This window comes from Pseudomonas benzopyrenica (assembly GCF_036884265.1).
Taxonomy (GTDB): domain Bacteria; phylum Pseudomonadota; class Gammaproteobacteria; order Pseudomonadales; family Pseudomonadaceae; genus Chryseomonas; species Chryseomonas benzopyrenica.
The window spans coordinates 856,282-874,508 of the sequence record NZ_CP145723.1 but is presented as its reverse complement, the minus strand read 5'-3'; the positions used below and the strand labels follow the sequence as shown (position 1 = coordinate 874,508).

The window sequence follows — 18,227 nt, the reverse complement described above, 5'->3', positions numbered from 1 at the left end:
GCCCGGCGAGCGCCCTAAGCTGCGGCTCTGCGTTTCCTGTCGAGAGTCCCCATGCCCTTCGCCCGCTCGCTCCGTAGTCAGAGCCTGCTCCTGTTTGGCGGCAGTCTACTGCTGATGCTGCTGATCGCCCTGGCCGGCTTCGGCCTGCTCTCCCGCGAGCTGCACCGCTACCAGCACCTGATCGAAGGGCCGCTGGAGCGGCTGGTGGAGATCGACGACACCCACCTGACCTTCAAGATCCAGGTGCAGGAGTGGAAGAACTTTCTCCTGCGCGGTGGCGATGCCGCGACCGCCGAACGCTACTGGCAGGCCTTTCTGACCCGCGAAGCAGAGGTCGACCAGCGCCTGCAACAGCTGGCCACCCGCGTCGACCCCGAACTGCAACCGCGGCTCCAGGCGCTGCGTGCCCAGCACGGACGCCTGGGCGAGCGCTATCGCGCCGGCCATGCCGCCTATCTGGCTCATGACCGCGATCCGCGCCGCGGCGATGCCGAGGTTCGGGGTATCGACCGGGAGACCGCCGAGGGCTTCGCCGCCCTGGTCGACGACCTGCATGGACACACCGCCGCGCAGATCGCCGCCATCCGCGCCGAGGCCCAGCGCGACATCCTGCTCGCCGGCCTGGCCCTGCTGCTCTGTGGCGGCGGCCTGCTGTTCCTCGGGGTACGGCTGGTGGAGCGTCGACTGGTGGATCCACTGGTGGCCTGCGCCCGGCAACTGGGTCTGCTGGCCCGCGGACGTTTCGGCGAACGGCTGCCCAGCGGGCGCGATGACGAACTGGGCCGCCTGACCCTCAGCACCAATCTCCTGCGCGAGGCCGCCGTGCAGCACACCCACGACCTGCGCCACCAGGCCAACGAAGTCGGCGCCCTCAGCGCCCTGCTGGCCAGTCAGTTGCTGACCGAACCAGGTCAGCCAGCGCGCGACATCGATCCGCAGGTACTCAAGGACGTCAGCCGCCGCCTCGCCGACATCGCCGGTGATCTGCAGGAGGCCGCCAGCCAGCGGCAGGACTGAGGTGCGGCGCTAGAGCTGCGCCGGTACCTCGCGCCATTGCCCCGGTGCCAGGTCGTCCAGCGCCCAGGGACCGATGCGTACCCGCACCAGGCGCAGGGTCGGCAGACCCACTGCGGCGGTCATGCGCCGCACCTGGCGATTGCGGCCTTCGCGGATAGTCAGCTCTATCCAGGCGGTTGGCACGCTCTTGCGAAAGCGCACCGGCGGATCGCGCTCCCAGAGCACCGGTGGCTCGCCCAGCAGGCGGGCTTCGGCCGGCAGCGTAGGGCCGTCATTGAGTTCGACGCCCTGGCGCAGACGCTGCAACTGCTCGTCGCTGGGTATGCCCTCCACCTGGACCAGGTAGGTCTTGGGCAGCTTGTGCCGGGGATCGGCGATGCGCGCCTGCAACTGGCCATCGTTGGTCAGCAGGAGCAGGCCTTCGCTGTCGCGATCCAGACGACCGGCGGGATAGACCCCTGGCACCGCGACGAAGGCCTTCAGGGTCGCGCGGCCGTCAGCGTCGGCGAATTGGGTGAGCACATCGAAGGGCTTGTTGAGCAGCAGCAGCCGCGGCGTGACCGGCGGCGCCTTTGCCTGGCGACGGGGACGCTGACCGGGGGTGGAACGGGTATTTCGCGACATGGGGATCGACGGCGGTTAGGGTAATCTGAATGGCCCAGTCTATTCGTCCGAGGTCCCATGCGCATCTTTCGTCCGCTGTGGCTGATCCACCTGCTCACCCTGGCCGGCTGCGCTTCGTCCGCCTACGAGGGTCCGCGCTCCGATCATTTCGACGGCGCGCGCTTCCACAACCTGGCGCCGCGCGAGGACAAGAGTCTCTGGACGTTGCTGAAATGGCAGCTCACCCGCACCCGTCCCGAGTGGACCTGGCAGGACGGCCCAGCCGTGCCGACACGGCCGGCGACGCGGGTCGAGGGCGGTGAGTTGCGGGTGACCTTCGTCAACCACGCCACCCTGCTGATCCAGCACCAGGGCCTCAACATCCTCGCCGACCCGGTGTGGTCGGCGCGGGTCAGTCCCTTCAGCTTCATCGGGCCCCGGCGCCATCACGCGCCCGGCGTGGCCCTGGACGACCTGCCGCCACTGGATCTGATCTTTGTCAGCCACAGTCACTACGATCATATGGATCTGACGACCCTGAGGCGCCTGGCCGAGCGCGCGCCCCTGACGCCGGTGGTGACGCCCCTGGGCAACGCCGAGCTGATCCGCCGCGAGACCGGCTTCGTCACGGTCAGCGAACTGGACTGGTGGCAGAGTCTGCCACTCAAGGACGGCCTGCGCCTGCACCTGGTGCCGGGCCAGCACTGGTCGGCGCGCAGTCGCTTCGACACCAATCGCCGGCTGTGGGGTGGCTTCGTGCTGGAAGCGCCGACCGGACCGGTCTATTTCGCCGGCGATACCGGCTGGGGCCCGCACTTCGCGCAGATCCGCGAACGGCTCGGCGCACCGCGCTTCGCCGCGCTGCCTATTGGCGCCTATGAACCCCGCTGGTTCATGCAGGACAGCCACCTCAACCCGGACGATGCCGTACGCGCCCATCAGGCGCTGGGCGCTGCCAGCAGTCTGGGCATCCACTTCGGCACCTTTCCCCTGAGCGACGAAGGGCAGTTCGCCCCGCCCCGCGATCTGGCCCATGCCCGGACACTGCATGGGCTGGCGGACGAGGCATTCAGGACGCTGGCGCCGGGCGAGGTCTGGTCGGTGCCCTGAGGTCAGCCGCCGACCTTTGCTGTTTCGATCAAAGGCGGTAGAGAGGAAACGCTGAGCCAATCCATCAGGGTGGCTCTCATACCGATTCCCCAATGCTGGTCATAGAGCATCCAGGCCCCGGTGACCACGATGGCCCAGAGAATGCTGAACAGCGAACCGACCAGAAAGTATTCGGCAAAGTCCCGCTGATCCAGCTCCTTGAAGCGAGCGACGGTCTTGAGCGCTATCACCGCCGCGAGGATTTCCCAGCTGTTGCTCAGCAGTCCCACAGCCAACACCAGGCGCTCGAGCCAACCGATGAGGCGTCCCGCGGAAAAGGCGCCATCGGCGGATGAGTCTGACACCCCTGGTCGTCGCATGCGGATGAGCATCCTGCGACACAGGGCATTGCCGAGCTCGGTCAACAGGACCAAGGCCAAGAGCGTATAGGCCAGTGCATGCAATCCTTGCAGCAACCCGTTCACTGTTCAGCCTCCCTGCGATCCAGCTCTGTCAGTACCTCCAGCACGGCGTTCCACTGTTGGCTATAGGCGTCAAAGTGACCGGAGGTACGTACCTTGTAGATGCTATGGACCGATACCTGACGCTGCTCTGCCAGCTCCGCTGGCGACTGTCCATTCAAGAGTGCCGCGATATCGCTCAACTGACGTTGCGTCCAACCCTTCTCGATAACCGTCAAGCCAACCCCTAGCGCATCGAGGGCGATCTCCAGCAGTGGCTCCTGTGGCAGCGAGAAACCATAGCGGCAGAGCGCACGCTTTTCATTGAGCTTGTGCCGACTGCGGCTAAGGCCCGGCCCCATCATGTTCCAGGCCTGTTGCGGATTCACCGCCGTTTCTATCCGGGCCAGCCCCAGGACGAAGCGGCAGTCGATATCGCGCTGCAGGAGATCCAGCCTGATGTCACGCAACAGCCGAGCGCCGGCATTCAAGGAGGTCACCAGACCCTGAAATTCGTCTCCAAGGGTGATGGTCAGCGGTGACGCCAAGACGTCGGCATAACGCCTGTTGTGCTGCACTACCGCTTCATTGAAGGCCTTGTGTAACTGCGCAGTATCGGCGGCGTGCTCGCTGTGCACCAAGTCGCCCATTACCACTGCGAGCGTTCTGGCGGTTTTTACCTGCTTTGGGGTCATTTTCGTGATGTAACTAAAAAAGGGTCAACAAGCGCTTTTTACCCAAAAATGGTATGACTCGCCTAGTGCTAGCTATCACCAGTAACCAGCAGGCAAGAGACAAAGGCAGCCAGAGCTTTTGAGGACACCCTCAACGCCTCGCCGCTTCCGCCCGTTGATTCTGGTTACTCCACCAGCCCCTTGTCCCAGAGCCGCACCAGTTCGCTGGGCGCCCGGTCCTCGGGGATCAGCAGGGTCAGTTCGTCTTCCTGCTCGGCGGGTTGCGGGCGAAAGCGCAGCTCCACCTTGAAGTAGCGCTGATCGCCACGCCCGACCTGGGTCGGTTCGCCGGATTCCGGCAGACAGCGTTCCAACACCGAGCAGATGCGCCCGCGCTGGGCGCTGTCGTATTGGCCGAATTCGATCTCCCGCGGCTTGCTCAGCGCATGCAGAGGCGCGAAGCCGCCCTGGCGCGAGAGCCGTACCACGGTGTCCTTGCCCAGCGGGGGAAGTTCGCGCATTGCCCTGTTCCTCTAGCTAAGGGTGACGCCTACGCCGGCCCAGGCTTCCTCGACGGCGCGGACCTCGGCCGACTCGGCACCGAAGCGGCGACCGGCGTTGGAGACGGTCAAGCGGGCGAAGGCGGCGAAATCCGCATCATTGGCCAGGCGGCTGTCGCAGAGGGTGTCGTACCAGATCGGTCCGGCCTTTTCCCAGGCATGACCACCCAGGGCCAGCGCCGCCAGGTAGAAGGCCCGATTGGGAATGCCCGAGTTGAGGTGGACGCCGCCGTTGTCTTCGCGGGTCTCGATGTAGTCGCGCATATGCCCGGGCTGGGGGTCCTTGCCCAGGGTCGGATCGTCGTAGGCGGTGCCCGGCTCGGCCATGGACCTCAGGCCCTTGCCGTTGATCTTTTGGGTGAGCAGCCCGGCGCCGATGATCCAGTCCGCCTCGGCGGCGGTCTGCTTGAGTTCATACTGCTTGACCAGGATGCCGAAGACATCGGACACCGACTCGTTGAGCGCACCGGACTGGTTGAAGTACACCAGCCCCGCCTCGCTCTCGGTGACGCCATGCACCAATTCATGAGCGATGACGTCCAGGGCGATGGTGAAACGGTTGAAGATCTCGCCGTCACCGTCGCCGAATACCATCTGCTCACCGTTCCAGAAGGCGTTCTGGTACTCCTGGCCATAGTGGACGGTGCCGGCGAGCGGCAGGCCCTGGCCATCGATGGAGTTGCGGCCGAAGACCTCGTTGAAGAATTTGAAGGTGGCGCCCAGGTAATCATAGGCCTCGTCCACCGCTACGTCGCTCAGCGGCGGCTGCCCCTCCTGGCGCACCAGCCGCCCGGGCAGCTGCATGGCATTGCCGGCATCGAAGATGCTGCGCTGCGGACTGGCATCATCGGTGCGCGGCAGAGCCCCAACCGGGGCCTGGCGCACTCCGGGCCGACCCGGATTGTGCAGCAGACTCTGAACATGACTCAGGGTGGTCAGGGCGCAGGAACGCTGGTGTTCGTCGCCATGATCGATGATGCGGCCAAGAATGTAGGGGGGAATCACCCCCTGGATGGTGCCCGGGTTACGAGACATGCGCGCCCTCCTCCTCTGGGGGACAAAGGTCCCCGATCACCGCAGCGTGCGGTCCTTCTGATTGGACCACGAAACGACCAGACGACTCCCGCCTCTTCACCCGGAGGCAGGCTTCTGGTACAAAGGCACCCCACGCGGGCGTCGTATAATGGCATTACCTGAGCTTCCCAAGCTCATGACGAGGGTTCGATTCCCTTCGCCCGCTCCAGATCCAGACGGCCTCCAATCAGTCCTTGCGGACCAGCTGATTGGGGGCCGTTGCGTTTCCGGCTCTCATTTCCGTGCGGTTCAGCCTGGACGACATGGGGGCTTACCCTACGTCCACCAACCCCTTCACCCGTTGCGCCAGGGCCTCCACCGCGAAGGGCTTGGTCAGGATCGCCATGCCCGGTTCCAGGTGGCCGTCGCTGAGCAGCGAGGTTTCGGCGAAGCCGGTGATGAACAGGACCTTGAGCGCCGGGCGGTGGACGCGGGCGGCGTCGGCCAGTTGGCGGCCGTTCATGCCGCCGGGCAGGCCGACGTCGGTCACCAGCAGGTCGATACGGGCATCGGAGTGCAGCACTTCCAGGCCGCCGGCGCCGTCGGCGGCCTCGATGATGACGTAGCCCAGCTCGCGCAGCAGATCGGTCACCAGCATGCGCACCGTGGGTTCGTCGTCGACCACCAGCACCGTGGCATTGGCGCCTTCCAGCGGACAGGGTCGACCATCGGCCAGGGGCGTCTCGCCTGGCTGCTCTACCGGCCGCAGTGGCAGGTAAAGGCAGACGGTGGTGCCCTCCCCCGGCGTCGAGCGCAGCCGCAGCTGACCGCCGGACTGGCGGGCGAAGCCGTAGATCATCGACAGCCCCAGGCCCGTGCCCTGGCCCATGGGCTTGGTGGTGAAGAAGGGCTCGAAGGCCTTGGCGGCGACCTCCGCTGTCATGCCGCTGCCGGTATCGGTCACGCTCAGGTGCAGATAGCGTCCAGGTGGCAGCTCGAAATCGCGGGCATCTCCGTCACCGAGAATGCGATAGCTGGCGGCGATGAGGATTCGCCCACCGTTGGGCATGGCATCGCGGGCGTTGATGCACAGATTGAGCAGGGCATTCTCCAGCTGGGACTGATCCACCAACAGCGGCTGGTCGTCCGGCAGACTGGTGAACTGCACCTGGATGGCGGGCCCCACGGTGCGTTGCACCAGATCGAGCATGCCGCCCACCAGCTGGTTGACCACCGTGGCCTCCGGAGCCAGGGTCTGGCGGCGGGCGAAGGCCAGCAGGCGATGGGTCAGGGCGGCGGCGCGCTTGGCGCTGCCCTGGGCGGCCAGCAGGTATTTTTCCAGCTCGGTGAAGCGCCCCTGGCCGATGCGCAGGCCCATGAGGTCGAGGCTGCCGGAGATTCCGGCGAGCAGGTTGTTGAAGTCATGGGCCAGGCCGCCGGTGAGCTGGCCGACCGCTTCCATCTTTTGCGACTGGCGCAGGGCTTCTTCCGAGCGGCGGAGGTCTGCGGTGCGTTCTTCGACGCGCTGCTCCAGGGTGGCGGTCAGGTCGCGCAGCTCCGCCAGGGCACGGTCACGCTCGTCGGCCAGGGCACGGCGGGCGTCCACGTCCAGCAGCACGCCGGGAAAGCGCAGCGGGGTGCCGTCCGCCGCCAGCTCGACATGGCCGTTGGCCTCCAGCCAGTAGTAGCGACCGTCCCTGCGGCGCACCCGGTACTGGTGGGCATAGCGCCCGCCGCGCCCGAGCACGTCGGCGATGGCCGCGGCCAGACCCGCCTGGTCGTCCGGATGCACGTTGGCGACCACCTGCGCCAGGCTCAGCCCATCGCGGCCCAGCGCTGGGTCCAGGCCGAAGTGGCTGGCGAAGGCTTCGTCGACGGTGAATCTGTCGGTGGGCAGATCCCAGTACCAGGTGCCGATGATGGCACCGGCGGCCAGGGCCAGTTGCACCCGTTCGGCCGCCGCCAGCACGCTGCTCTCCGCGGCGCGGGCGCTGTCGCGTTCATCGATGCGCGCCGAGAGCTCCTGTTCGAGGGTCAGGTTGTGTCGGCGCAGCGCGGCTTCGGCAATGTCGCGCTGGCGATGGGCCTGGACGCTGGCGGTGGTCTCGGTGGTGATGTTGAGCATGCCGACGATGCGCTCGCCGTCACGCAGCGGACTGTAGGAAAAGCTCCAGTAGGTGTCCTCGGGATAGCCGTTGCGGGTCATCACGAAGTGCTTGTCGACGAAGTGCAGCGCCTCGCCGGCGCGTGCCCGGTCGATCAGCGGGGCGATCTCGTCCCACAGCTCCACCCAGACCTCGTGGATCGGCTGCCCCAGTGCCGCGGGATGCCGCGCACCGAGAAAGGGGGCGTAGGCGTGGTTGTAGATCAGCGTCTGCTCGGCGCCCCAGGTGGCGCACATGGCGAAGGGTGAGGCCATCAGCAGATCGTAGGTGGTCCGTAGCGCGACGGGCCAGCCAGCACGGCCACCCAGCGGCGTGGATTCCCAGGCGAAGGTTTCTAGGTAGGACAAGGAACGACTCACTGGCAGAGGCACTGAGGGATCTCGTGGCCGTCCGGACCCTCTGCAAGGCGTCCGGATGCCCATGATAGGCAGGTACGGGAGTCCCTGCCAGAGTTCCAGGTGACCGACGGCGCAGCCCTGCCCATCGATGGTCGGGCCGGCCCTGCGGCATGCTGTCCCGGTGAAACGACTGGCACCGGCGACGTGCATCTCTTACCGTGTGGCCCCCGCTGTCGCTGTCAGGTATCCGCTCGTCATGTCCGCGTCTTCCACCCCGCCCGAGGGGCTGCAACGCAGCCTGTCCAATCGCCATCTGCAACTGATCGCCATCGGCGGCGCCATCGGCACCGGCCTGTTCATGGGCTCGGGCAAGACCATCGCCCTGGCCGGTCCCTCGATCCTGCTGGTCTATCTGATCATCGGCAGCGCGCTGTTCTTTGTCATGCGCGCCCTGGGCGAACTGCTGCTGTCGGATCTGGAGTACAAGTCCTTCATCGACTTCTGCACCGACCTGCTCGGGCCCTGGGCCGGCTTCTTCTGCGGTTGGACCTACTGGTTCTGCTGGATAGTCACCGCCATCGCCGATGTCATCGCCATCGCCGCCTATGCCCAGTTCTGGTTTCCCAGCCTCGCGCCCTGGATCCCGGCGCTGCTCTGCGTGCTGCTCCTGCTGGGCCTCAACCTGGTCACGGTGCGACTCTTCGGCGAACTGGAATTCTGGTTCGCGCTGATCAAGATCGTCGCCATCTGCGCCCTGATCGTCACCGGCTTCGGCCTGGTGCTCTGGGGTTTCCAGTCGCCCTCCGGCAACGTCGCCAGCCTGGCCAATCTGTGGAACGACGGCGGCGTCTTCCCCATGGGCCTGGGCGGCTTCTTCGCCGGCTTCCAGATCGCCGTGTTCGCCTTCGTCGGCATCGAGCTGGTAGGCACCACCGCCGCCGAGACCGCCGATCCTCGGCGGAATCTGCCGCGCGCGATCAACTCCATTCCGGTGCGCATCCTGGTGTTCTATGTGCTGGCGCTGGTGGTGATCATGGCGGTGACGCCCTGGCGCCAGGTGGTGCCGGACAAGAGTCCCTTCGTCGAACTCTTCGTGCTGGCCGGCGTGCCCATGGCCGCCAGCCTGATCAACTTCGTGGTGCTGACCTCGGCCACCTCCTCGGCCAACAGCGGCATCTTCTCCACCAGCCGCATGCTCTATGGCCTGGCCCGCGAAGGCCACGCGCCCCGCGGCCTCACCCAGCTTTCGCGAGCGGCGGTACCGGCGCGCGGACTGGTACTGTCCTGCCTGTGCCTGCTGCTGGGCACGGTGCTGATCTACCTGATCCCCAACCTGGTTACCGCCTTCACCCTGGTCACCACCCTGGCGGCGGTCCTGTTCATGTTCGTCTGGTCGCTGATCCTGCTGGCCTGGCTGGCGTACCGCCGCAACCGCCCAGAACGCCATGCCGCCTCGGCCTTTCGCCTGCCCGGCGGGCGCTGGGTGTGCTACGGGGTGCTGGCCTTCTTCGCCGCGGTGCTGGTCTTGCTGACCCTGCAGGACGACACCCGCCAGGCGCTGCTGGCCAGTCCGCTGTGGTTCCTGCTGCTGGGGGTGGGCTACTGGTGGCGCGGGCGGACGCTACGCGGCGGCTAGCCAGGTACTGGTCGCTCAGCCCACCGTCCAGAGTTCATCGAGCCGGGTGGTGTAGCGCGGGCTGAGCAGGTCGCGGCGCATCTGCCAGGCGGGATCCCGGGGAATCCGGGCTGGACGCAGGGTTTCGCGACCGAACTTGCCGTTGATGGCGTCCAGCGTTGCCATCAGCCGGGTAGCGGCCGGATCCGGTGCGGAAGCGAAGAGATCCGCGGCCACCTCGCTACGGCCGTAGAGATCGAGCAGCAACACCTCGGCCTTGGCATAGCCGAAACCGTCGCGAAAGATCTCGCGCAGGCCGGACTGGGCATAATCGTTGAGCACCCGGGTGTCGTCGCTGGGCACCGGCAGATTGAGCAGGGCGGCATTGGCATAGCGAGCCTCGTCGGCGCCGTGCATCCCGGTCTGGATGCTGACCCTCAGGGTGCGACAGAGCGACCCCTGGGCGCGCAGCTTTTCCGCGGCGCGGGCGGTGTAGCTGGCCACCGCCTCGGCCAAGGCGCCGAACTGGTACTGGCGACGGCCGAACATGCGGCTGCTGCAAATGGTCTGCCGCGGCGCCTCCAGTTCTTCGAGACCCAGACAGGCCAGCCCGCGCAATTCCCGGGCGGTCTTCTCCAGCACCACGCTGTAGCGCTGGCGCAGTGACCAGGCATCCTGCGCGGCCAGCTCCCAGGCAGTGGTGACGCCCTCGCCCCGCAGGCGCGCGGCCAGGCGCCGGCCGACACCCCAGACGTCTTCGATCGGCGAGTGTTTCAGCACCCAGTCATGCACCACCGGATCGCGCAGATCCAGCACGCCACCGGTGCGCTCCGGCCAGCGCTTGGCGGCGGCATTGGCCAGCTTGGCCAGGGTCTTGGTACCGGCGATGCCGACGCTGACCGGGATGCCCGTCCACTTCTGCACCCTGGCCTGCAGGCGATGACCGAGGGCGTCCAGGGGTTCGGGCAGGCCAGCCAGATCGGCGAATACCTCGTCGATGCTGTAACGCTCCAGGCGCGGCACCAGAGTCCCCAGGGTGCGCATCACCCGGTCGCTGAGGTCGCCATAGAGCGCATAATTGGAACTGAAGGCCGCGACCTCGCCACGCTGGGCCAGCTCGCGCACCTGGAACCAGGGCGCGGCCATGGCGATACCCAGGCGCTTGGCCTCGGCCGAGCGGGCGATCACGCAGCCGTCGTTGTTCGATAGCACCACCACCGGGCGCCCGGCGAGATCGGGGCGGAAGACCCGCTCGCAACTGCAATAGAAGGCATTGCAGTCGATCAGCGCCAATACCGACTCAGCCATGGCCAAAGCGCCTCAGGCTGTGGGTGGCCACACCCCAGACTTCGAAGTCGTCGCGCTCGCCGATGACCAGGGGCGCATAGGCGGGATTTTCCGCCAGCAGGACGAAATGGGCACCTTGCCGACCGAGGCGCTTGAGGGTGGGCTCGCGGTCGCGCACCGCCACCACGATATCGCCGACCCGCGCCGGACGGGCGCGGTCAACGATCACCAGATCGCCAGGAAAGATGCCCACCCCGGTCATGCTGTCGCCACTGACCTGGATAACGTAGGTATGAGGAGCGCGCAGGTCGACCAGTTCGTCCAGCGAAACCTGGCGCTCCAGATGATCCTGGGCCGGCGAAGGAAAGCCGCACGGCAGGCGAAAATCATAGAGCGGCAGCTGGGTGGCGGACGACGCCAGACAACCCAGGACGGTAACGGACATGACAAGGCGCTCCTGCGGATAACTGTCTATTTATACAGTTATCCGCAGCCGTCAGGTTGTAAAGTCCGACCTGATTTCCGCCGATGAGTGGCGCCCTCAGGCGCTGAGGCGGAAGCGCGAGACGATACCGCGCAGATCCTGGGAAAGACCGGCGAGACGCTCGGCGGTACCGGCATCGGACTCGATTCCGCTCAGTACCTGCAGGGTACTGGCACGGATGCCGGTGGTGTTGCGGTTGATGTCCTCAGACACTGCGGCCTGCTGCTCCGCAGCGCTGGCGATCTGCACATTGACGTCGACGATGCGCCCCACGGCGGAGCCGATGCTGGTCAGGCTGACGCTGGCCTGCTCGGCGGCCGCGACACCGGTCAGGGCGTGGCTACGACTGCCCTGCATCTGGCCGACGGCTTCGGCGGTAGCGCCCTGCAATTGCTCGATGATGCGGCGAATCTCCTCGGTGGAGGTCTGGGTACGGGAGGCCAGGGTGCGGACCTCGTCGGCCACCACGGCGAAACCGCGCCCTTGCTCGCCGGCCCGGGCGGCCTCGATGGCAGCGTTGAGGGCCAGCAGATTGGTCTGCTCGGCGATGGTACGGATCACCGCGATGACCCCGCCGATGGCCTGGCTGTGGCTCTCCAGGGCGGCGACCTTGGTGGCGCTAAGATCCACCTCGGCGGCCAGGGCTTCGATGGCCTGTTGGGTCTGCTGCATCACCCGGGCGCCGTCGCGGGTGGCCTGATCGGCCTGCTGGGCAGCCGCGACAGCGCCTTCGGTGTTGTTGGCGACGTCCGCCACGCTGGCGGTCATCTCGGTGATGGCCGTGGCCACCTGGTCGGTCTCGCCCTGTTGCGCCTGCATAGTCGAGCGTGCCTGACCAATGGAGCCGGCCAGGGCACCGGATGCCTGGGCGACTGCCTGGGAAGCCTGATCGACCTCGCGCAGCGAGCGACCGAAAGCCTCCAGCATCTCATCCAGGCTACGACCTATGTCGGCGATCTCGTCACGCCCGGACAAAGCTGCCCGGCGGCTCAGATCGCCCCGGGCAGCGGCGGCGGTCACCTCGACCAGCTCGGCGATCCCCAGGCGCAGGGCCTGGTAGATGCCGGCGAAGGTGTAGCTCAGCAGCAGCAAGGCCCCCAGGATCATGCCCAGCATCATATTGCGCAGCGCGGTCTCATGGGCCAGGCGCTCGGCCAGCATCTGGGACAGAAGGCCCTGGGCCTCTTCCAGAACCTTATAGTAGCGGGCGACCACGGCATTGCCCTGGGCACCCAGAGCGCGCCCGGCAACTACACCCTCCCCGCTCATGGCGGTCAGCATGCCCTGGCGGAAGTTGGCATAGTCGTCCGCCGCGAGCGCCAGGGAGCCCTTGAGGCGTTGCGCCAATTCAGGCGCCTGGCGCGCCAGCAGCCGCAAACCCTGCTCCAGTTCGTCGGCGGTCTGCCGCTCCTGGCGCACCAGGGTACGCGCCACATTGAGGGTGGCCGGATCGAAGTTGTTGGTAGCGCTCAGGCCGCTCGCCAGGCCGCGCAGCTGGCCGATGAGATTGATCTCCCGCGGCAGTCGCAGCGAGGTGATATCGATGAGAAAGAGGCTGGTGTAGTCGGCATCCAGCGCCAGGCCCGAGGTGGCCGAGACGTAATAGAAGAAGTTGAGGGTCTTGGTCAGCTGCTCATTCCAGCCTTCGAACACCTCCAGGGAGTTGCCTGAGGTGCCCTGCAACAACCGTTCGGCTCCCAGCCGCAGCTGGCTGACGCGATCGCCGGTTTCCAGCTTACCGCCGAGTTCACGATCCAGCTGCCCCAGGTCGTCATAGGCCTTGAGCAGGTTGTCGCGATTGTTCTGCCAATCCTGCTGCGCCGAGGTGTCGCCATCCTGGACACGCTTGGTCAGGGCACGCTGCAACATGCTCAGTCGGGCGACCGGGGTCAGCTGCGTCAGATAGCGTTGACCGTCGATCTCCTGGGTCAGGCTCACGCGCTGCTCCTGGATATCCTGATAGAGGTAGACGCTGAGAAACAGAAGCGGCACCAGAACGATGGTGGCGAGGCAGGCGAACTTGGCGGGAAACCTCAGGCGATTCATTATTGTTACAGCAGGGGTCAGCAGATTCATGGCTAGCTCGGGCGGCGGCGAAAGGGGTCATTAGGGCTGTACCGCCCCATTTGTGACGTAATAGACAAAAATTCTTGTAACAGTTTCGTCTCTATCGAGCTGTCGCTTCGCTTCCTTGGCTATTTGCCACTCGGCGGTCGAAAGCCGCCCCTCAACGGTCTTCGGATAGCTCTAGCATGCACAATTTATTGATTCGCAATGCCTTGGTGCTGGACGGCCACGACCGTCCGGGCAGGCCGCTCGATGTCGCTATCGCAGCCGGACGTATCCAGAAGCTGGGCGACCTGGCCACTGAACCAGCTCGAGAGGTCCGCGACGGCAGCGGCCTGGTGCTGGCGCCTGGCTTCATCGACGTCCACACCCATGACGACACCATGGTCATCCGCCGCCCCGAGCAGTTGCCCAAGCTCAGCCAGGGAGTCACTACCGTGGTGGTGGGCAACTGCGGCATCAGCGCCGCCCCGGTGCGGCTACGTGGCGAGCCGCCGGACCCGCTGAATCTGCTCGGCCCGGCCACGGCTTTCGTCTATCCCACCTTCGCCGCCTACCGCACCGCCGTGGAACGGGCGCAGCCCGGCGTCAACGTGGCTGCCCTGGTCGGCCACACGGCGTTGCGCAGCAACCACCTGGACGATCTCCAGCGTGCCGCCACTCCGGCCGAAATCGCCGCCATGCGTGCCGAGTTGCGCGACAGTCTGGCCGCCGGTGCCCTGGGGCTTTCCAGCGGCCTGGCCTATGCGTCCGCCGCCGCGGCCCCGACCGACGAGGTGGCCCAGCTGGCCGCGGAGCTGGATGCCGTGGGCGGACTCTATGCCACCCATTTGCGCAGCGAATTCGCCGCGGTCCACGAAGCGCTGGACGAAGCCCTGGCCATCGGTCGCCAGGCCCGGGCACCGGTGGTGGTCTCCCACTTCAAGTGCGCCGGGGTGGACAACTGGGGGCGCGCACCGGAACTGCTCGGCGCCCTGGCCGAGGCCGCGCAGACCCAACAGGTTGGCTGCGACTGCTATCCCTATGCCGCCAGCTCCTCCACCCTGGACCTCAAGCAGGTCACCGACCGGCACCGCATCACCATCACCTGGTCCACCCCGCATCCCGAGTGCGGCGGCCGCGACCTGGACGCCATCGCCGCCGACTGGGGCCTGGACCTGCAGGAAGCCGCCCGTCGCCTGCAACCAGCGGGTGCCGTCTACTACGGCATGAGCGAGGCCGATGTGCGGCTGATCCTGGCCCATCCGCTGAGCATGATCGGCTCCGACGGCCTGCCCGAGGATCCCTTCCCCCATCCGCGCCTCTGGGGCGCCTTCCCGCGGGTGCTCGGCCATTTCAGCCGTGACCTCGGTCTCTTCCCCCTGCACACCGCCGTGCACAAGATGACCGGTCTTTCCGCCACGCGCTTCGGCCTCAAGGATCGCGGCCTGATCGAACCGGGCGCCCATGCCGACCTGGTGCTGTTCGATCCCGCCCGCATTCGCGATGTGGCCGACTTCAGCGAGCCACAGCGCCCCGCAGAAGGCATCCACGCCGTCTGGGTGAATGGCCGTCTGGCCTATGCGCCGGACCAGAGCATCGACGAGCGCCATGGCCGCTTCCTGCCCCGTGCCGGGGACCTGCGGCAAACCTTCCCACGCTGCTGATCGAACGCTACCGGGTAACGTCCTGACCTGGTGCGCCGCCGTTACCTTCCGCCACTTCCCGGTGCCACCCACGGCATCGGGAGCCTCTTCTTTGCCCGTCGTTCAAGCCAAGCCATTGATTTGCAAAGCCGTCGAAAAAGCTGGCACAGTGACTGCAGTCTATTCCGTTGTTATGAACATAATTCCGCTATAACGGAAAAGGAGTCGCACAATGACGGGCAAGACGAAGGGGTGGAAAACACTGGCGCTGCTGGTGGGTCTGGTCGCCATGACCGGCGCCCAGGCGGCCAAGCTGGATGACGTACTCAAGCGCGGCCATCTGGTGGTGGGTACCGGCAGCACCAACGCCCCCTGGCACTTCCAGGGCGCCGACGGCAAGTTGCAGGGCTTCGATATCGATATCTCCAAGGTCATCGCCAAGGGCCTGTTCAACGATCCGGAAAAGGTCGAATTCGTCGTCCAGGGCTCGGATGCGCGCATCCCCAACCTGCTCACCGACAAGGTCGACATCAGCTGCCAGTTCATCACCGTGACCGCCAGCCGCGCCCAGCAGGTGGCCTTCACCCTGCCCTACTACCGTGAAGGCGTGGCCCTGCTCCTGCCGGCCAACAGCCGCTATCAGCAGATCGACGACCTCAAGGCGGCCAAGGGCGACCTGACCGTGGCCGTGCTGCAGAACGTCTATGCCGAGGAACTGGTGCACCAGGCACTGCCCGGCGCCAAGGTCGACCAGTACGACAGCGTCGACCTGCTCTACCAGGCCCTGGGCACCGGCCGCGCCGACGCCGTGGCCACCGACCAGTCCTCGGTCAAGTACCTGATGACCCAGAATCCCGGCCGCTACCGCTCGCCCGACTACGCCTGGAGTCCCCAGACCTACGCCTGCGCGGTCAAGCGCGGCGACCAGGACTGGCTGAACTTCGTCAACACCGCCCTGCACGAGGCCATGACCGGTGTGGAATTCCCCACCTACCAGGCCTCCTTCAAGAAGTGGTTCGGCGTCGAGTTGCCGTCCCCGGCGATCGGCTTTCCCGTCGAGTTCAAGTGATCCTGGCCCCGGCGCGGCCAGTCCGCGCCCTCTAGGTAGACGTCGAGCATGAACTACACCCTCAACTTCGCCCCCGTGTGGCAGAACCTGGACCACCTGCTGGCCGGGCTCGCCCTCGGCTTGCAGTTGGCCCTGGTGGGCATCGCCATCGGCTGCCTGATCGGCCTGGCCACCGCCTTCGCCCTGCTCTCGCCAGTGCGGGCGCTGCGCTGGCTGGCGGCGGGCTACGTCACCCTGGTGCGCAACACCCCGATCCTGGTGCTGATCCTGTTGCTGTACTTCGCCCTGCCCAGCATCGGCATCCGCCTGGACAAGCTCAGCTCCTTTCTCATCACCCTGGCGCTCTATGCCGGGGCCTACCTGGCCGAGGTGTTTCGCGGCGGCCTCATGGCCATTCCCAAGGGCCAGCGCGAGGCGGGCCTGGCCATCGGCCTGCGCGAATGGCAGATCAAGGCCTACGTCATCATTCCGGTGATGCTGCGCAACGTCCTGCCGTCGCTTTCCAACAGCTTCATCTCCTTGTTCAAGGACACCTCCCTGGCGGCGGCCATCGCCGTGCCGGAGCTGACCTACCAGGCACGCAAGATCAACCTGGAAAGCTACCGGGTCATCGAGACCTGGCTGGTGACCAGCCTCCTCTACATCCTCACCTGCTACGTCATCGCCCTGCTGCTGCGCCAGCTGGAACGGCGGCTTAGCCTGACCCGCTAGGAGCCGTATCGTGTACGAAGCCCCCTCCTGGTTCCTGGAATTGTGGAACGCCCGCCAGACCCTGGCCGCCGGTTTCGCCACCACCCTGGCCTGCTCGGTACTGGCGGTGCTCGGCGGCACCCTGCTGGGTACCCTCGGCGGCCTGGCGCTGACCTATGGCCGCTGGCCGCTGCGCCTGCCGTTCCGCCTCTACTCCGACCTGATCCGCGGCACCCCGGTGTTCGTGCTGGTGCTGGCCTGCTACTACATGGCGCCGGCGCTGGGCCTGCGACCCACGCCCTTCCAGGCCGGCACCGCGGCGCTGCTGCTGTTCTGCGGCTCCCACGTGGCGGAGATCGTCCGCGGCGCCCTGCAGGCCATTCCGCGTGGTCAGCACGAGGCGGCCAAGGCCATCGGCCTGACCTTCGCCCAGAGTCTCAAGGAGGTGCTCCTGCCCCAGGCGCTGCGCCAGATCCTGCCGACCTGGGTCAACGCCTCCACCGAAATCGTCAAGGCCTCCACCCTGCTGTCGGTGATCGGCGTGGCCGAGTTGCTGCTGAGCAGCCAGCAGGTCATCGCCCGCACCTTCATGACCCTGCAGTTCTATCTGTTCGCCGGGCTGCTGTTCTTTCTCATCAACTTCGCCATCGAGCGGCTCGGCCGCTACCTGGAAAAACGGGTGACCCTGCCATGACCGATTCCAACGTCCCCCTGCTGAGCATCAATGACCTGCACAAGAGCTTTGGCGCCGTGGAGGTGCTCAAGGGCATCGATCTCGCCCTCCATCGCGGCGACGTGGTCACCCTGATCGGCTCCAGCGGCTCGGGCAAGACCACCCTGCTGCGCTGCGTCAACCTGCTGGAAGACTTCCAGGGCGGCAGCATCCGGCTGGCCGGCGAGGCCATCGGCTATCGCGAGGAAGGCGGTCGCCGCCAGCGCCTGCCGGAGCGCGAGATCGCCCGCCAGCGCTCGCTCACCGGCATGGCCTTCCAGCAATTCAATCTGTTTCCCCACCTCACCGCCCTGGAAAACGTCACCCTCGGCCTGCGCAAGGTCAAGAAGCTGGGCAAGGACGAAGCCATAGCCATCGGCGAGCAGTGGCTGCGCCGGGTCGGACTGATCGAGCGCCGCGATTACCATCCCGGCCAGCTCTCCGGCGGTCAGCAGCAGCGCGTGGCCATCGCCCGCGCCATCGCCATGAATCCCAGTCTGATGCTGTTCGACGAACCCACCTCGGCGCTGGACCCGGAGCTGGTCGGCGAGGTGCTGGCGGTGATCAAGGACCTGGCCCAGGATGGCATGACCATGCTGCTGGTGACCCACGAGATGAGATTCGCCCATGAGGTGTCGGATCGCATCGTCTTCATGAGCCAGGGTCGCATCGAAGAGCAGGGTCCGCCCCGCGAACTCTTCGAGCGGCCGCGCTCCACCCGTCTCGCCGAATTCCTCGGCCGGACCTCTTTTTGAAT

The 18,227-nt window shown here is 66.4% G+C and carries 17 protein-coding genes and 1 tRNA gene; 9 read left to right on the top strand and 9 right to left on the bottom strand.

Annotated features, from left to right (window positions below):
* Positions 1 to 51: 51 nt before the first annotated feature.
* Complete coding sequence (locus V6W80_RS04090; protein ID WP_184292211.1) at positions 52 to 1,017, top strand: hypothetical protein; 966 nt, start codon at positions 52 to 54, stop codon at positions 1,015 to 1,017.
* Between the two features lie 9 nt (positions 1,018 to 1,026).
* On the opposite strand, the gene V6W80_RS04085 is transcribed toward V6W80_RS04090, so the two are convergent.
* On the bottom strand, positions 1,027 to 1,641 hold the full coding sequence (locus V6W80_RS04085) for a pseudouridine synthase (protein WP_338545910.1): 615 nt from the start codon (positions 1,639 to 1,641) through the stop codon (positions 1,027 to 1,029).
* A 57-nt stretch (positions 1,642 to 1,698) separates the two neighbouring features.
* Between V6W80_RS04085 and V6W80_RS04080 the strand changes: the two genes are divergently transcribed.
* Positions 1,699 to 2,730: an MBL fold metallo-hydrolase gene (locus V6W80_RS04080; protein WP_338545909.1), complete on the top strand. Its 1,032-nt coding sequence runs from the start codon at positions 1,699 to 1,701 to the stop codon at positions 2,728 to 2,730.
* A gap of 2 nt (positions 2,731 to 2,732) precedes the next feature.
* On the opposite strand, the gene V6W80_RS04075 is transcribed toward V6W80_RS04080, so the two are convergent.
* From V6W80_RS04075 to V6W80_RS04060, 4 genes are all read right to left on the bottom strand, one after another.
* Complete coding sequence (locus V6W80_RS04075; protein ID WP_338545908.1) at positions 2,733 to 3,194, bottom strand: hypothetical protein; 462 nt, start codon at positions 3,192 to 3,194, stop codon at positions 2,733 to 2,735.
* The gene (locus V6W80_RS04070; protein WP_338545907.1) at positions 3,191 to 3,820 is read right to left on the bottom strand and encodes a SatD family protein; all 630 of its coding nucleotides are present in this window, start codon (positions 3,818 to 3,820) and stop codon (positions 3,191 to 3,193) included. The genes V6W80_RS04075 and V6W80_RS04070 overlap by 4 nt, the downstream gene beginning before the upstream one ends.
* 209 nt (positions 3,821 to 4,029) lie before the next feature.
* Positions 4,030 to 4,365: a protealysin inhibitor emfourin gene (locus V6W80_RS04065; protein ID WP_017640065.1), complete on the bottom strand. Its 336-nt coding sequence runs from the start codon at positions 4,363 to 4,365 to the stop codon at positions 4,030 to 4,032.
* Positions 4,366 to 4,377: 12 nt separating this feature from the next.
* Positions 4,378 to 5,439: a M4 family metallopeptidase gene (locus tag V6W80_RS04060; RefSeq protein ID WP_064307390.1), complete on the bottom strand. Its 1,062-nt coding sequence runs from the start codon at positions 5,437 to 5,439 to the stop codon at positions 4,378 to 4,380.
* A gap of 134 nt (positions 5,440 to 5,573) precedes the next feature.
* Between V6W80_RS04060 and V6W80_RS04055 the strand changes: the two genes are divergently transcribed.
* Positions 5,574 to 5,647: transfer RNA gene (locus V6W80_RS04055), tRNA-Gly, on the top strand.
* 102 nt (positions 5,648 to 5,749) lie between these two features.
* Here V6W80_RS04055 and V6W80_RS04050 read toward each other — a convergent pair.
* Entirely contained in the window at positions 5,750 to 7,930 is a 2,181-nt protein-coding gene (locus V6W80_RS04050; RefSeq protein ID WP_430707782.1) for an ATP-binding protein, read from the bottom strand.
* A gap of 247 nt (positions 7,931 to 8,177) precedes the next feature.
* Here V6W80_RS04050 and cycA point away from each other — a divergent pair, with 247 nt between their 5' ends.
* Complete coding sequence (cycA, locus tag V6W80_RS04040) at positions 8,178 to 9,557, top strand: D-serine/D-alanine/glycine transporter (RefSeq protein ID WP_173150070.1); 1,380 nt, start codon at positions 8,178 to 8,180, stop codon at positions 9,555 to 9,557.
* A 15-nt stretch (positions 9,558 to 9,572) separates the two neighbouring features.
* Here cycA and V6W80_RS04035 read toward each other — a convergent pair whose 3' ends face one another.
* From V6W80_RS04035 to V6W80_RS04025, 3 genes are all read right to left on the bottom strand, one after another.
* Positions 9,573 to 10,844, bottom strand: a complete 1,272-nt coding sequence (locus V6W80_RS04035; RefSeq protein WP_338545906.1) for a Y-family DNA polymerase — start codon at positions 10,842 to 10,844, stop codon at positions 9,573 to 9,575.
* Positions 10,837 to 11,268 carry a LexA family protein gene (locus tag V6W80_RS04030; protein WP_093253961.1) on the bottom strand — a complete coding sequence of 144 codons (432 nt, stop codon included), beginning with the start codon at positions 11,266 to 11,268 and terminating at the stop codon, positions 10,837 to 10,839. Before V6W80_RS04030 ends, V6W80_RS04035 begins: the two co-directional genes overlap by 8 nt.
* A gap of 96 nt (positions 11,269 to 11,364) precedes the next feature.
* On the bottom strand, positions 11,365 to 13,383 hold the full coding sequence (locus V6W80_RS04025; RefSeq protein ID WP_160924015.1) for a methyl-accepting chemotaxis protein: 2,019 nt from the start codon (positions 13,381 to 13,383) through the stop codon (positions 11,365 to 11,367).
* A gap of 176 nt (positions 13,384 to 13,559) precedes the next feature.
* Here V6W80_RS04025 and V6W80_RS04020 point away from each other — a divergent pair, with 176 nt between their 5' ends.
* The 5 genes from V6W80_RS04020 (at position 13,560) to V6W80_RS04000 (ending at position 18,225) form a co-directional block, all read left to right on the top strand.
* Positions 13,560 to 15,020: an N-acyl-D-amino-acid deacylase family protein gene (locus tag V6W80_RS04020; protein ID WP_338545905.1), complete on the top strand. Its 1,461-nt coding sequence runs from the start codon at positions 13,560 to 13,562 to the stop codon at positions 15,018 to 15,020.
* A 268-nt stretch (positions 15,021 to 15,288) separates the two neighbouring features.
* Complete coding sequence (locus tag V6W80_RS04015; RefSeq protein WP_223855486.1) at positions 15,289 to 16,068, top strand: transporter substrate-binding domain-containing protein; 780 nt, start codon at positions 15,289 to 15,291, stop codon at positions 16,066 to 16,068.
* A gap of 48 nt (positions 16,069 to 16,116) precedes the next feature.
* A complete protein-coding gene (locus V6W80_RS04010; protein ID WP_338545903.1) occupies positions 16,117 to 16,779 on the top strand; it encodes an amino acid ABC transporter permease in 663 nt (220 codons plus the stop codon).
* Positions 16,780 to 16,789: 10 nt separating this feature from the next.
* The gene (locus V6W80_RS04005; RefSeq protein ID WP_160924018.1) at positions 16,790 to 17,452 is read left to right on the top strand and encodes an amino acid ABC transporter permease; all 663 of its coding nucleotides are present in this window, start codon (positions 16,790 to 16,792) and stop codon (positions 17,450 to 17,452) included.
* Positions 17,449 to 18,225: an amino acid ABC transporter ATP-binding protein gene (locus V6W80_RS04000; RefSeq protein ID WP_338545902.1), complete on the top strand. Its 777-nt coding sequence runs from the start codon at positions 17,449 to 17,451 to the stop codon at positions 18,223 to 18,225. The genes V6W80_RS04005 and V6W80_RS04000 overlap by 4 nt, the downstream gene beginning before the upstream one ends.
* Positions 18,226 to 18,227 lie beyond the last annotated feature (2 nt).